The following is a 12835-nucleotide window of genomic DNA, read 5'->3' as shown; positions in this document are numbered from 1 at the left end:
AAAGGAGACGAACCATGGGTTCTGCTTTTTCTGACTGGGCCGAAGCGACAGGTCCGATCTACATGGGTGCGAACACGGGCTGGGAGGTCATCTGGACCCTCGTGGCCGCCGGGCTCTGCGTCTTGGCCGTCGTCGTCGGCAGCCGGCACGAGCTCGACGCCTACAAGAAGGCCGGTGAAAAGTAATCCGGACGCGAAGCATCGACTGAAAAGGGCCGCCCCGAGAGGCGGCCCTTTTTCTTGCTGGCATTTGCGGGCCGGCGATCAGTTCTGGAGGTAGACCTCCATGGAGTCGTCCAGGGCCTCGACCCAGGGGGTGTGGTGCACCGGCGCCATGGAGCCGGTCATGACCGACTTGTAGCAGTTGTCGCGGAAGGACATGATCCCCTGCTTCTTGTGCTTCTTCCACTGCTTGAAGGCGTCGCAAGCGCCCTCGATGTCGAAGCTCGGGTAATCGGTTTCGGCGATCAGCTCGCCGGTGTAGGCGCCCTGGTAATCGATGCAGCCGTAGTCGTCCTCCAGCGCGTCTTCGGCCGCTACGCGCTCCTCCACGTCCTTCTCCATCTCCGCCTTCGAGGGCAGCTGAATCCGGCCGAGGATCACGTCCCGGGCATACCAGGCCTGGGCGTCGAACATGTTGAAGGTGAACCACTGGTCCTGCATGCCGATGTAGAAGAGCTTCGGGTTGTGATTCCAGACCACCCCCTTGTAGAGGTCCGCGGTGGCCAGGCGGTTTGCGGTCTTCAGCCGCAGGTCGTCCGGCAGGAAGGGGAAGTGGTGCTTGTAGCCGGTGCAGAGAATGATCGCATCGACCTCGGCCGTGCTGCCGTTCTTGAAGTGCGCGGTCTTGCCCTGGACCTTTACCAGGGCGGGCACCTCTTTCCAGTTGTCCGGCCAGTTGTAGCCCATGGGGGCGGTGCGGTGCGCGACCGTGACCGACTTGCAGCCGTACTTCCAGCACTGGGAGCCGATGTCCTCGGCCGAATAGCTGGTGCCGAGGATCAGGATGTCCTGGTCCTTGAACTCCCGCGCGTCGCGGAAGTCGTGGGCGTGGAGGATCCGGCCGTTGAAGCTCTCGAAGCCCTCGTAATAGGGCACGTTGGGCGTCGAGAAGTGGCCGGTGCAGACCACCACGTTGTCGTAGGTCTCGGTGGTCTCCCTGTCCGCCGCGGTGTCGCGCGCGGTCACCGAGAAGGTGCCGCTGGCCTCGTCGTAGCGCACGTCCCGGACGTGGTTGTTGAAGCGGATCATGTCGCGCACGCCGGCCTTCTTGACCCGCCCCTGGATGTAGTCGAACAGGACTTCGCGCGGCGGGTAGGAGGCGATCTGCTTGCCGAAATGCTCCTCGAAGCTGTAGTCGGCGAACTCGAGCCCCTCCTTCGGGCCGTTGGACCAGAGGTAGCGATACATCGAGCAGTGGTTGGGAAAGCCCGACTCGTCGGTGCCGGTGCGCCAGCTGTAGTTCCAGAGGCCGCCCCAGTCGGACTGCTGCTCGTAGCAGACGATCTCGGGAACTTCCGCCCCCTTGCTCACCGCCGACTGAAAGGCCCGCAGGACCGCGAGCCCGGACGGGCCGGCACCGAGTACTGCAACGCGTTTGCTCATTCTGGAGCCCCCTTCTCAAGGATGGATGTGGACATGCGCCGTAGCGGTGCGCCGGCCGCCCGGCGCCACGGTTTCGGAGGCGCCGCCCGGGTGGCCGAGAGCAACAGGGATTCCCGGCGCCGTCCCCGCAGGACCGGCGGCCGGCGACCGGCGATCTTCGTCCGGAAGGTGAACGCGCTCCGCGCGACCGCGGATCGGCGCGATCCAGGTTCGGTTCACGCTCTCTCCCTGTCCCCTGCCCCGCCCGGTATCGGCGCGGTTTAGAGAAGTCTTTTTCTTATGAGAGTCTTAGCTGACCTCCCTGGGGGAAACAAGAGCGGCCATGGCCGTGCGGCCCGGCGAGCGCGCCGGGCGCCGGCGCGGGACCCTTCCGCGCGCCACGAGACCCGCCGCGAGCCCAGCGACGCCTTGCCCGGCCGGTCGAAAACGTGTAACCGCTCTATCCGTCGGGACGGATGGCGGCTAAGCGGGGCTGGGGCATGAGACGATGAAGGTCTGTATTTTCGGCGCGGGCGCGATCGGGGGCTACCTGGGGGCCGAGATGACCCGAGCGCCGGACGTCGAGGTCTCCGCGATTGCCCGCGGCCGGCACCTCGCGGCGATCCGCGAGAACGGCCTGAAGCTGCTGATCGGCGGCGAGGAGCGGGTGGCGCGGATGAACGCCACCGACAATCCGGCCGACCTGGGCCCGCAGGACTTCGTCATCGTCGCCCTGAAATCCCACCAGGCCTGGGAGGTGGCCGACCAGATGGCGCCGCTGCTCGGGCCGGACACCGCCGTGGTGACCTGCCAGAACGGTGTCCCCTGGTGGTACTTCCACGGCCTGGAGGGGCAGTACAGCGACCTGCGCCTATCCAGCATCGACCCGGACGACCGCCAGTGGAACGCGATCGGCCCCGAACGGGCGATCGGCTGCGTGGTTTACCCGGCGACCGAAATCACCGAGCCGGGCGTGATCAAGCACACCTACGGCAACAAGTTCGCCCTGGGAGAGCCCGACGGCAGCACGTCGGAGCGCTGCCAGCGCCTTGCCGCCGCCATGGAGGCGGGCGGCCTCAAGGCGCCGATCCTGCCCCATGTGCGCAACGAGATCTGGCTCAAGCTCTGGGGCAACCTCTGCTTCAACCCGATCAGCGCGCTGACCCGCGCGACCCTCGACGTGGTCGCGACCGACCCGGGCACCCGCACCCTGGCGCGCGAGATGATGCTGGAGGCGCAGCGGATCGCCGTGCGCCTGGGCGTCCACTTCCGGGTCGACGTCGAGCGGCGGATCAACGGCGCGGCCAAGGTCGGCGCCCACCGCACGTCGATGCTGCAGGACCTGGAAAGCGGCAAGCCCTTGGAGATCGACGCCCTGCTGACCGTGGTTCAGGAGATGGGCCGCATGGTGGACGTGGAGACGCCGCACATCGACGCCACCCTCGCCCTGGTCCAGCAGCTCGGCCGCACCCAGGGTCTCTACCCGACCTTCCCCGAGCTGGAAGCCGCGGACGAGGTCGCGGAAGTGGCGGTGGACTGAGGGCGGCGCCTCTGCGCCCCTGCGAGAGGGGCGCGCCCGAACCTTGAGCACGGAGAGAGAGACGATGACGATACTGAGGACGGCTCTGGCGGCGGTGGTGCTGCTGGGAATCTCGACCGCGGGCGCCCTGGCGTCGAACAGCGGCCGCAGCGACACCATGACCTTCGGCAAGAGCACCGACTGCGCGGCCGCCCACGAGAAGTTCCAGCGCACCTATTTCCCTGTCTTCTTCGGCGTCGCCGAGGGCGGCAAGATGTGCGTCTACTCTTATTGCGCCGCGGCCTGCCGCACCAGCAACGCCCGCAGCCTGACGATCTATCGTTGCGAGAAGGAGAGCGGCACGACCTGCCAGCTCTACGATCAGAACGATCCCATCCCGGGACTGACCTCGAACTGAGCACCCGGTGGGGCGCGGTCCGAGAGGATATCGTGGCGACGCAGATCGCCTTTCTCGGAAAATCCCCGCCCCTGATCTACTGAAGGTCCCCTGACCAGCCTCGCCGGTCAGAGCCTCTTTTGTTCAGGAAGGCGCCGAGCCGTCCCGGCCCGTGGCACCGGCGGGTCGCCGAGTAGCATGGCTGCCCATTGACCGATTTCGGACAATATCTACGTCATTTTCCTCCAAAAGGACGGAAACTGGGTCATTTGTCTCTTCAAGCCCCTCGGTGAATCCCGCTAAGCTATGGTTGCGCCCGCAACGCGCAACGCTAGGGGCGCGAGAAAGATTTCCGATGATCGGAAGGAAACGGGGAGTAAGCGCGATGAATGGCTTAGGGAAACTGCTTGCCGCGGGTTTGGCGGCCGTGGCTCTGTCTGCTTGCGAAGGCACGCAACTCGGGAAAGCTGAGAAGGTCAGCCCGCCGAGCGGGGCGCACGACGCGAGCCTCTACGAGGGCTATCTCGGCCTCTCGAAGAGCGAGTACGGCGAAGGCGATTACAAAAGCTCCGACGTTTTCGCCTTGAGGGCGGTCGCCGCCGCCGAGGGCAAGGATGCCGGGCCGGCGTCGCTCGAGAGATGGCCCATGCCGCAGGACAAGGCGTCCGAGCTGGGCTCGGCGCGCAGCCGCCTGATCGCCGCGCTCGGCGAGGGCGCGGCCCAGAAGATGCCGAGCGAAGCGGCCGCAGCGCAGGTCAACTTCGACTGCTGGCTGCAAGAGCAGCGGGTCGCGGAAAATTTCCAGCCTGAAGACATCGCGGCCTGCCGCGACGGCTTCTACACGGCCATGGCGGCGCTCGAGCAGAAGCCCGTGGCCGAGGCTCCGAAGCCGGCACCCAAGGTCTCGCCGCTGCGCTACGTGATCTATTTCGACCTCGACAGCACCGAAGTCGACGAGCAGGCCAAGCAGGTCATCTTCGAGGCGGAAGAGGCCGCAAGAAGGCTCGACGGGACCAAGATCACCGTCGCCGGCCACACCGACACGCTCGGCAGCGTGGAACACAACCAGACCCTGTCGGAATTGCGCGCCGACGCGGTGGCCAAGATCCTGACCGGGCACGGCTATCCCGCCGCCAGGGTCGCGACCGAGGGGTTCGGGAAAAAGGACCTGGCGATTCAGACGGGGGATCAGGTGTACGAGCCGCAGAATCGCCGCGCGGTGATCTACGTTCAGCCGGAGTAAGTCTGGAACGGCCGGGGACGCCGAGGCGCTCCCGGCCGAAACTTTTTTTGAGCCTACGCTCCGGGGCCGGCTTCTGGCGGTGAGCCAGCTGGACGATTCCGGCGCCTCGCCCAGAGCAGATCCGGGTTCGATGGAGTCGCCAGGGCGACTATCAACCCGGTCAATCTGCTCTAAACTTCTGATGTAGATCGGTTTTGCATATTCGGTCGGAACCGCGAAGCGTTTCCGTCAGAACGATCCGCTCCTGGCGATGGCGTGACGCGCCCGATCAAGAAATCTTGTTGTTTATACTTGAACAATCATTTAATTGTTCATTTATGGAGAGCGTTGAACTGCACTCGGACCAGACGGCCCAGCTTGCCGAGACCTTCGGACTGCTGGCGGACCCTACCCGCCTGTCGATCGTGGTGGTCTGCATGGAGCGCGAGATTGCCGCCGGCGACATCGCCGACGAGCTCGGCGTCTCCGCCTCGCTGGTGAGCCACCACCTTCGGCTGTTGCGCGCCGCGCGCATGCTGCGGGCCGAGCGACGGGGCAAGCAGGTGTTCTATTCGATGGCCGATGACTGCGTGCGGGACGTTCTGAGAATCATGATCGACCACCTGTTCATCCACGAACATGGCGGTCCCGATGAACCACAGGAAGGAGAGGACTGATGGTCAGCGTTACCCAACAAAAGTGTGCCTGCGCCGACTGTGTTTGCATTGTCGACGTGAAAGACGCCGTCAAGAAGGGCGAGCGCAACTATTGCAGCAAGGCCTGCGCCGAGGGGCATCCGGCTGGCGCCGGCTGCGACCACGCCGGCTGCGCTTGCCACGGCTAGCTTAGAGGGGCTGGCGGAGCCACGACTGAAAAGGGCGGGCTCCGCCGCCTGACGCCGCAGGAGAGCGGGAAAGCGAAAGCGGACGGTCAACCGCCCGCAGAGCTTTCCGGATTCTCGAACCGGCCGAGGATACCAGCGGTCAGACGATCCCACGCTCGCGATAGGGCCGGCCCTGGGCGATGCGGCCATAGCCGAAGGCGCCGAGATCGAGCGAGCGGTAGCCGCCTTCGAGGATCAGCTCGGCGATCGCGCGGCCGCTCGCCGGGGCGTGCATGATGCCGTGGCCGGAATAGCCACAGGCCATGAAGACGTTCTCCGCCGCGCCCTGCCACGGCCCCAGGATCACGTTGAGGTCGAAGCTGTTGCGCGCATAGTGGCCGACCCAGCTCCGTTGCAGCTTGAGGCTGTCCAGCGCCGGCACGCGGTGCGCGAGCTTCGGCCAGACCAGCTCCTCGAAGCGGGTCGGCTGGGGCTCGAGGTGGAACCCCGGCGGCTGGTCCCAGTCGGGCAGCCCGCCGGCGTAGCCCTGCCCCTCCGGACCGAAGGCCAGGTGGGTCTCGGCCTTGAGGAAGGGCAGCGGCTCGATCTCCGACCTGGTCACAAAGAAATGGCTCTCGCGGCACATCGGCTCGACCGGCAGCTCGAGCCCGATCATGCGGCCGATCTCGGCGGACCAGGCGCCCGCCGCCAGGACGAAAGTCTCCGCTGCCAGGGCGCTCCCTGACGCCAGCGCCACGTCGCGGGCGAGGCCGCCGTCCTTGCGCCAGTCGACGACCCGGTCCTGGACGTAGGCGACACCCAGCGCGCGCGCCTTGTCGCGGAATCCCATGAGCGCGGCGTGGGGATTGATCCAGGCGTCGTCGGGGGAGTGCACCGCGAGCGCGACGTCCTCGACATTGAGCGACGGAAGGCGCGCCTTGAGGGCCGCGCGGTCCAGCAGATCGACCCGAGCGCCCATCGCCGCTTGCAGGCGGTGGTTCGCCTCCATCGTGGCGTGATCGCCGTCGTCCGAGAGGAAGAGGTAGCCCCGCCGCCTGAAGCCGATGTCGGCGGGCTGGCCGTCGACCGCCATCTCGCGGTGGAAGTCCGCGAAGAAGTCGAGCCCGAAGCGGGCCATCTCGATGTTCTCGGGCAGGCTGAAGAGCTGCCTGATCCCGCCGTTCGCGGCCGGCGTGGCGGCGAACGCGTAGCTCGGGTCGGGCTCGACGACGGCGATCTTGCCGGCGCGGCCGCTGCGCGCCAGGAAGTAGGCGATCGCCGAGCCGACGATCCCACCGCCGATAACGACTATATCCGCTCGCTTCACGAGATCCTCGCAAGACTGCGCATTCTGCGCCCATCAGGACTGCCCGCCGATCCCGGGACGGCAGAGCAGCGGCACATCGCCTGAGCATTGCGCCGGCACGGCTTCGGCGCAAGAGAGCCGCCGAGAGCGCGCCGAGGCTCGGGTTTCGACCCGCTGTGCAGCCGGAACTGAGCAACCCGGAAACCGCCGCAAATTGATCGCCTGAACGGATGCGCCTAGAGCAGATCCGGGTTTGACTGAATCGCCAGAGGCGATCCATCGAACCCGGTGAATCTGCTCCACCAATTCGATGCCGAGCGGATTCACATGTTTTGCCGCGACCGCAAAGCGTTTCCGTCAAGACATGATCCGCTCTAGAGTGCGCGCCGCGGAAGCACTCACGCAGAGCGGATGGTTCGATTGTCTCTTGGTTTCCTAGTCTTCCTGGGGTCCGTGCGGGACAGCACGCCGCCCCAGCCGGCGCGCCTCGGGCTGAGGGTGGCGAAGGCTCTTGTTTCCCATCTGAACGAGGGCGGGGACGAGGCGACGCTGATCGATCCGCTGGATTTCAAGCTCGGCGGCGTGTTCAAGCCGCACTTCGCCTTCGCCCGGGGGAAGGCGCCCGCCCCCCTGGACGCGCTCGCCCAGGCGATCGAAGCGGCCGACGGCTACGTGATGGTCAGCCCGGAATACAACCACTCCATGAGCCCGGCGCTCGCGCATCTGCTGAACCACTTTGGAAGCTCGCTCTTTTCCTACAAGCCGAGCGTGATCGCGACCTATTCGGCGGGACAATGGGGCGGGGCCCGGGCGGCGGTCCACATGCGCACCTTTCTGTCGGAGCTCGGCTGCCTGCCCGTCTCGGCCATGATCCACGTCCCCAAGGCGCGCGAGCTCCTCGATGAGAAGGGGGACTTCCTCGCCGGCGTCGACGCTGCCGCCTGGACGTCCTACTTCGACCGATCCGCCTTGCAGCTCAGGTGGTGGGCGGCGGCGGCGAGAAGCCAGCGCGAGGCGGGGGACGCGGACATCCGGCCGCAGGCCTTCACGCGAGACCCCTCTCAGCGCAACGCGCCGTCCTGATTTCAACGGAGACGCAGCATGGATCGATTCACCGGCGGTTGCCTCTGCGGCAAGGTCCGTTTCGTGGCGTCGGGGCGCCCCTATCGGGTCGGCATCTGCCATTGCCTGGACTGTCGCAAACATCACGGCGCCCTCTTCTATGCCGCCGCCGTGTTCGCGGAGGATGCGGTGACGATCGAAGGAGAGACGCGCGACTACGCCGGGCGGTTCTTCTGTCCGCGCTGCGGCTCGCCGGTCTTCGCCCGCAGCGCGGACGAGATCGAAGTGCACCTGGGGTCCCTGGATGCCCCCGACCAGCTGCAGCCGTCCTACGAATGCTGGAGCGTCCGGCGCGAGTCCTGGTTGCCGCCCTTTCCGCTAGAACGACGGTACGACCGCGATCGCGACGCCACGGGCCGCGACGAGGCCTAGCTCGCAGGAAAGGAAGCCACGGGGCGAGACGGGCGAAGCCCGACTGCGACCCCTGTCGGTCTTCAAGCCGGGATGAAAGCAGAGACCCCACCAAGCATGGCAGGGAGATGCCTAAACCTCGCGAAGACTCATTCGAGGGCCCGACACCTCCCAATAGTACAGGGGAGCCGGCTTGGTGTAGGGTGGGGCGGCGCTCGTTGAACTTGGAGCGATCGCATGAATTTTTCTCTTTGTCGGAAGATGGCTTCCGCGCTGACTGAGAGTTCGAAGATCGCCCAGCCCTAAAGAACTCCGAATGTACTGCGTCGATTCCAGGCTTCGAAGGAGACATTTCGATGACCAATTTCCTCATTACTGGACCGACCGGATTCCTCGGATACCACGTCATAAAGCGCCTCAACGAGCAGGGTAATCGCCCAAGAGTCCTGTTGCCTCGCGACGCCGACGCGTCGTCTCCGAGGGTCCAGAGTCTTTCCAAGCTGCAGACCGAGTCTTGCGAAGGCGACTTTGCCGACCCTGCGTCGCTGCAGGCCGCTTGCGACGGTATCGACGTCGTTCTGCATCTTCATTTCGCCATCGGGCTGGGCGCCGGCGACGAGATCGAGCGCAGCTTGCACGAAGGCAACGTCGTGGCGACGCGAAATCTGCTCGATGCCGCCGCGCGCGCTGGTGTGAAACGCGTGGTCGTCAGCAGCAGCTCTCTCGCCGTCGGATTGAACCGCGAGCCGGCGGAAATCGACGAGTCGGCCGATTGGAAGCAACACGCCTTCCGTCTGCCTTACGCCCTCTCGCGTCGCGAAGCGGAGCAGGCGGCCCTGGCGAGGAATTCCGATGAGATGGAAATCGTCGCCGTCAATCCATCCTTTACCATGGGGCCAGACGACTACGTCGGCGCGCCCGCCAACGGTCTGGCGGTTCGCATGAAGAGCAAGTGGTTTCGCCTCAATCCGCCGATCGGGTTCGGAATTCTCGATGTGCGCGACTATGCCGCCGGTGTGCTTGGCGCGGCGGATCGGGGTGTTCCAGGTACGCGCTACCTGCTGAGCGGAACCAACCTGAATGCCAAGGAGCTTTCACGCGCGGTGGCAGCGGCAATCGGCGCCGAGCCGCCCGGCTGGTTTCTACCGGTTCCCTTGTGGGTCATGCGGCCAATCCTGGCGGTACTGAACTTGCGGGCCCGCCTGCGCGGCAAGCCTCCGGCAGTCTCACCCGCGATCTTGGAACTTTTCGGCCGCCACGCCTGGTACGACACAAGCGGTGCACGGGAAGCGTTCGATTGGCAGCCCCGCCCGTTGAGCGAAACGCTCAAGGACACACTAGACTGGATGAGCGAACACCCGGCCGCCGACACCTGAGACACGGGTGATCCAAAATCAGCGTGATCCGGTGAGCTCGGGCGGCCAAGGTAGACGCTGAACCCCCATCTGGTCTCGTTCAGAGCCATCCAGGGAAACGTGCGCGAGGTAGATGCCATCCGACGCCGGCACGGCCGACGCAATTGACAAGAGCTCCGGACCGTCGTGGAAGGCTGAGTACAGCGGTACCGAGCCATCGGGCGACAACACGACCACCCCCGTTTGCTGCGACTGTGTGGACAGCAACAGGCTTGTCGGAAGACGCATCAGTAACGGCTTCAACCAGGCGTTCTCGTGCACCCAGGTCAGCAGGTCCCCGCGGTCGATGAACATCGCCAGCCACAATCGGCCCTCCTGATCCCGGTCCATGCCGTCAGGCGTTCCGGGGAGACCGTCGATGACGACCTCGGAACTGCCGGCCCGCGGCCCGTTCAAGAAGAACCGGGTGACCTGGAACAGAGAAGTCTGGGTAACGATGACCGACTCTTCGCGCGGTTGGCCAGGATGCTGGTCCACCAGCACGGCGTTGATGAAGTGGTAACCCTCCGCAATCAAGCGGGTCGATCCGTCCCCCAGATCGTAGCGGAACAGGCGCCCGTTGGGCGCAAGCGCGATGGCTTCGTCGATGGCGTCGTCGACGGAGGCGTCGTTATAGGCAAAAGGCTCGGAGAAATAGATACGCTGGCCGTCGGCGGTGACCTCGAGATTGTCGCAGACCGCCAGTTCGCGGCTTGGCGCGCCGCTGCCGTCAGCCTCTAGGGTGGGGGCAGAGGCGTCGGAGTCGGCATAGACGATCTGCCGGTCCAGTTGGAGCGCCGTGTCGGGTACGCGAATCGCGAGCGCTTCTACGTTCCCGGTATCGAGATCAAGCTGATAGAGGCCAGCCGTCTCGCCTTCCATGCGTTTTTCGTAGGAACCGGCGGCACAGAAGTACACTCGGTTCAGGCTGCCCGGCACTTCGTGAATTCCCCAGGCCATCAACGGCACGTCGGCGACCGGTTCCGCGATGGCAGCCGCGACATCGACGCGCCAGATGCGGCCGTCGTGACCGGTCACCAGCGCGGTCGTCCCGCCGCCCGGGAAGATCGCATCGTCGTAAGCGGGAAGTTCCGAGGGAAACGACTCAAGCGATGCCGCAAAATCGGCAGAGCGGTCGACCGCCGCGGTGGCTTCAGAGGTCGCGGAATCGATGACGATGGAATCCGCGACGCAACACCCGATCTCGCCACGCGGCGCGGCGGCTATCCACCAGATGGCGAGGGCCGCCACTACCACCGCGCCCAACACCAGCTTTTTCACCTTCTTTCGCCTTTCCAGTCGCCACCATCACCAGCGATTCACCGACGAGCGCTCCTCGGGCGTCGGGTGACTTTGCCAGATCAACTCGAAGTGTTCCCCGCGCTTCGATCTGTGATAGTGTACGGAAACAACAAATCGATTCAACGGGAACAGATTAAACCAAAACTCATTTCTCTCGAGTTTGTCGGCTTGGGGAGGGCGGCATGTCGAACATAGCTGGCAAGGCGTATGCCATGAACGTGGTGACGCCGCACAAGCCGGGGCTTACCTGGCTCAAGGCGCTGATTTTCAGGTACGCGCGGTGTATGCCGGAGACGCTTTCAGGCCTGCTCGGCCTGTCGATCATCCACTTCGCGCGCTGGGTCATCATCAGGCGTGACCAGTGGCCCGACCTGGGCCAGGGCGAGCAGGATCTGCAGTACGACTACATGCTCTTCTGCAGCAACTTCAACGGAACCTGGGACCAGTACATCGATGCCTTCTCGGACGGTATCCCGTCCGGCCTGGACCTCTTCTGGTACAAGGTCTTCAAGTACCCCCAATCGATCCCGATCACCGCGTTCAAGTCCTACATCACCCACAACCAGATCCATACGGACTATTACTACAACGCGACACCGGGCTCGGCTCAGCGCGACATCAAGGCGGCGCTGCGCGTCTTGAAAGGGCTCCGCGAGTTGCAGGACAGCCACGCCAAGATGGACGCCGGCGCCTTCGCCAAGGAATACCGGCGGGTTCTGACCAACGTGCAGAACTGCCTGGCCTCGCCCGGCCCCGCACCGGTCGCCAGCAACGACACCAGAGACGCCGACATGAATCGCCGGAAAGGAATCGAGGCGCTGCAAAAGCGATTTCAAGCGGCTTCATAAGGGGGACCGGGCCATGCCCAATTTCGACGGCGGACATTACTTCCTGACCGTGCTCGTACCGATCAAGAACGACCCCTTCGTCGACGACGAAGGTCGGCACCGCTCGCGTCCGGACACGCTGCGCGAGATCCTGGGCAACCTGCCGACGGCGCATCAACGCGAGGGCGGGCACCAGGTCGCCGCCGAGAGCCCGTTCATGAGAAACAAGCAAACCCACCTGGCGCGCTTCGTCGTGATCAACGACGTGATCTTCAACGGGCGGGTTCCATCGGATGCGGTTCTGTCCAAGCTGAGCGAAGGCGGCAACCCGATCATTCCGGGGCCGGTCGATCGCTTGAACCGGCCGTACCTCCTCTTTGCCGCCGATATCGATACCGAGACCGGCGATAACTCCGCGCTGGACGGCTACCTGGCCGGACTCTGGAAAGACATGGGCAAGGAGCTGCGTGCGATCTTCGAGCACTGCGAGAGGTTCACGGACGACGTCAAGGACGCCAAAGATTTCTGCGCCTACATCCGAAAGTGCCAGCTCGAGACGACAATGCCGTTCAACGACTACTGGGCGGAAGGCTTGCCGGCGAAGAACCCACCCCTCAAGAAGATCTTGCTGGCGGTTCTGGCGGCCTTCGGAGCCGCCGCGCTGTGGTTGGGCTTCGGGCAGTGGGGCTTGTGGGGCTGGATACTCGCCGCAATCGTCGTGGTCGCGCTGACCGCGGTCTTCGCCTACGGCTTCGTCACGGTGAAGGGCGGAAAGCGCCTGCCGACCGCACCCGATTCCGATCTCAGGTCGATCCTTAAGGCGCTGTACCTGCAGCAGAACTTCGTGAACTTCGCGATCAAGAATCAAGGCGCATCGGACGAGGATCTGCACGCGAACTTCGGCAAGTTCCTCAAGGAGCACAAGCCGCAAGACCTCGACTCGCCGACGCAGGATCCCGGCGTCATTCGCTCGCAGATCTAGGAGAATC

The 12835-nt window shown here is 65.0% G+C and carries 14 protein-coding genes; 11 read left to right on the top strand and 3 right to left on the bottom strand.

Translation table 11 applies throughout. The features are described 5' to 3' along the window. The first annotated feature begins 14 nt into the window (after window positions 1-14). Window positions 15-185 carry a hypothetical protein gene (locus QNJ67_07855; GenBank protein ID MDJ0608878.1) on the top strand — a complete coding sequence of 57 codons (171 nt, stop codon included), beginning with the start codon at window positions 15-17 and terminating at the stop codon, window positions 183-185. A gap of 78 nt (window positions 186-263) precedes the next feature. Here the strand turns inward: QNJ67_07855 and QNJ67_07850 are convergent, their stop codons facing one another. Continuing rightward, complete coding sequence (locus QNJ67_07850; GenBank protein MDJ0608877.1) at window positions 264-1604, bottom strand: NAD(P)/FAD-dependent oxidoreductase; 1341 nt, start codon at window positions 1602-1604, stop codon at window positions 264-266. A 487-nt stretch (window positions 1605-2091) separates the two neighbouring features. Between QNJ67_07850 and QNJ67_07845 the strand changes: the two genes are divergently transcribed. The 5 genes from QNJ67_07845 to QNJ67_07825 all read left to right on the top strand — a co-directional run bounded on the left by QNJ67_07845 (window position 2092) and on the right by QNJ67_07825 (window position 5565). Beyond that, the gene (locus QNJ67_07845) at window positions 2092-3123 is read left to right on the top strand and encodes a 2-dehydropantoate 2-reductase (GenBank protein MDJ0608876.1); all 1032 of its coding nucleotides are present in this window, start codon (window positions 2092-2094) and stop codon (window positions 3121-3123) included. 64 nt (window positions 3124-3187) lie between these two features. After that, a complete protein-coding gene (locus QNJ67_07840) occupies window positions 3188-3520 on the top strand; it encodes a hypothetical protein (protein MDJ0608875.1) in 333 nt (110 codons plus the stop codon). A 406-nt stretch (window positions 3521-3926) separates the two neighbouring features. Beyond that, window positions 3927-4742 (top strand): OmpA family protein, encoded by an 816-nt coding sequence (locus tag QNJ67_07835; GenBank protein MDJ0608874.1) that lies wholly within the window; start codon window positions 3927-3929, stop codon window positions 4740-4742. 317 nt (window positions 4743-5059) lie between these two features. Then, window positions 5060-5398: a metalloregulator ArsR/SmtB family transcription factor gene (locus QNJ67_07830; GenBank protein MDJ0608873.1), complete on the top strand. Its 339-nt coding sequence runs from the start codon at window positions 5060-5062 to the stop codon at window positions 5396-5398. Continuing rightward, a complete protein-coding gene (locus tag QNJ67_07825) occupies window positions 5398-5565 on the top strand; it encodes a metallothionein (GenBank protein ID MDJ0608872.1) in 168 nt (55 codons plus the stop codon). Before QNJ67_07830 ends, QNJ67_07825 begins: the two co-directional genes overlap by 1 nt. Before the next feature lie 139 nt (window positions 5566-5704). On the opposite strand, the gene QNJ67_07820 is transcribed toward QNJ67_07825, so the two are convergent. Beyond that, window positions 5705-6871, bottom strand: a complete 1167-nt coding sequence (locus tag QNJ67_07820) for an FAD-binding oxidoreductase (protein MDJ0608871.1) — start codon at window positions 6869-6871, stop codon at window positions 5705-5707. Window positions 6872-7270: 399 nt separating this feature from the next. Between QNJ67_07820 and QNJ67_07815 the strand changes: the two genes are divergently transcribed. The 3 genes from QNJ67_07815 (at window position 7271) to QNJ67_07805 (ending at window position 9699) form a co-directional block, all read left to right on the top strand. Continuing rightward, a complete protein-coding gene (locus tag QNJ67_07815; GenBank protein MDJ0608870.1) occupies window positions 7271-7933 on the top strand; it encodes an NAD(P)H-dependent oxidoreductase in 663 nt (220 codons plus the stop codon). Between the two features lie 18 nt (window positions 7934-7951). Further along, window positions 7952-8344 carry a GFA family protein gene (locus QNJ67_07810; protein MDJ0608869.1) on the top strand — a complete coding sequence of 131 codons (393 nt, stop codon included), beginning with the start codon at window positions 7952-7954 and terminating at the stop codon, window positions 8342-8344. Between the two features lie 335 nt (window positions 8345-8679). Continuing rightward, a complete protein-coding gene (locus tag QNJ67_07805; protein MDJ0608868.1) occupies window positions 8680-9699 on the top strand; it encodes an NAD-dependent epimerase/dehydratase family protein in 1020 nt (339 codons plus the stop codon). A gap of 18 nt (window positions 9700-9717) precedes the next feature. Here the strand turns inward: QNJ67_07805 and QNJ67_07800 are convergent, their stop codons facing one another. After that, window positions 9718-10998, bottom strand: coding sequence for an SMP-30/gluconolactonase/LRE family protein (locus tag QNJ67_07800; protein MDJ0608867.1), 1281 nt, complete (start codon window positions 10996-10998; stop codon window positions 9718-9720). A gap of 203 nt (window positions 10999-11201) precedes the next feature. Between QNJ67_07800 and QNJ67_07795 the strand changes: the two genes are divergently transcribed. Both QNJ67_07795 and QNJ67_07790 read left to right on the top strand, forming a co-directional pair. Beyond that, window positions 11202-11867, top strand: a complete 666-nt coding sequence (locus QNJ67_07795; GenBank protein MDJ0608866.1) for a hypothetical protein — start codon at window positions 11202-11204, stop codon at window positions 11865-11867. A gap of 13 nt (window positions 11868-11880) precedes the next feature. Continuing rightward, complete coding sequence (locus QNJ67_07790) at window positions 11881-12828, top strand: hypothetical protein (GenBank protein ID MDJ0608865.1); 948 nt, start codon at window positions 11881-11883, stop codon at window positions 12826-12828. Window positions 12829-12835: the final 7 nt, after the last annotated feature.

Source organism: Kiloniellales bacterium, assembly GCA_030064845.1.
Taxonomy (GTDB): Bacteria; Pseudomonadota; Alphaproteobacteria; order Kiloniellales; family JAKSDN01; genus JASJEC01.
This window is presented reverse-complemented; position numbering and strand designations above follow the sequence as displayed.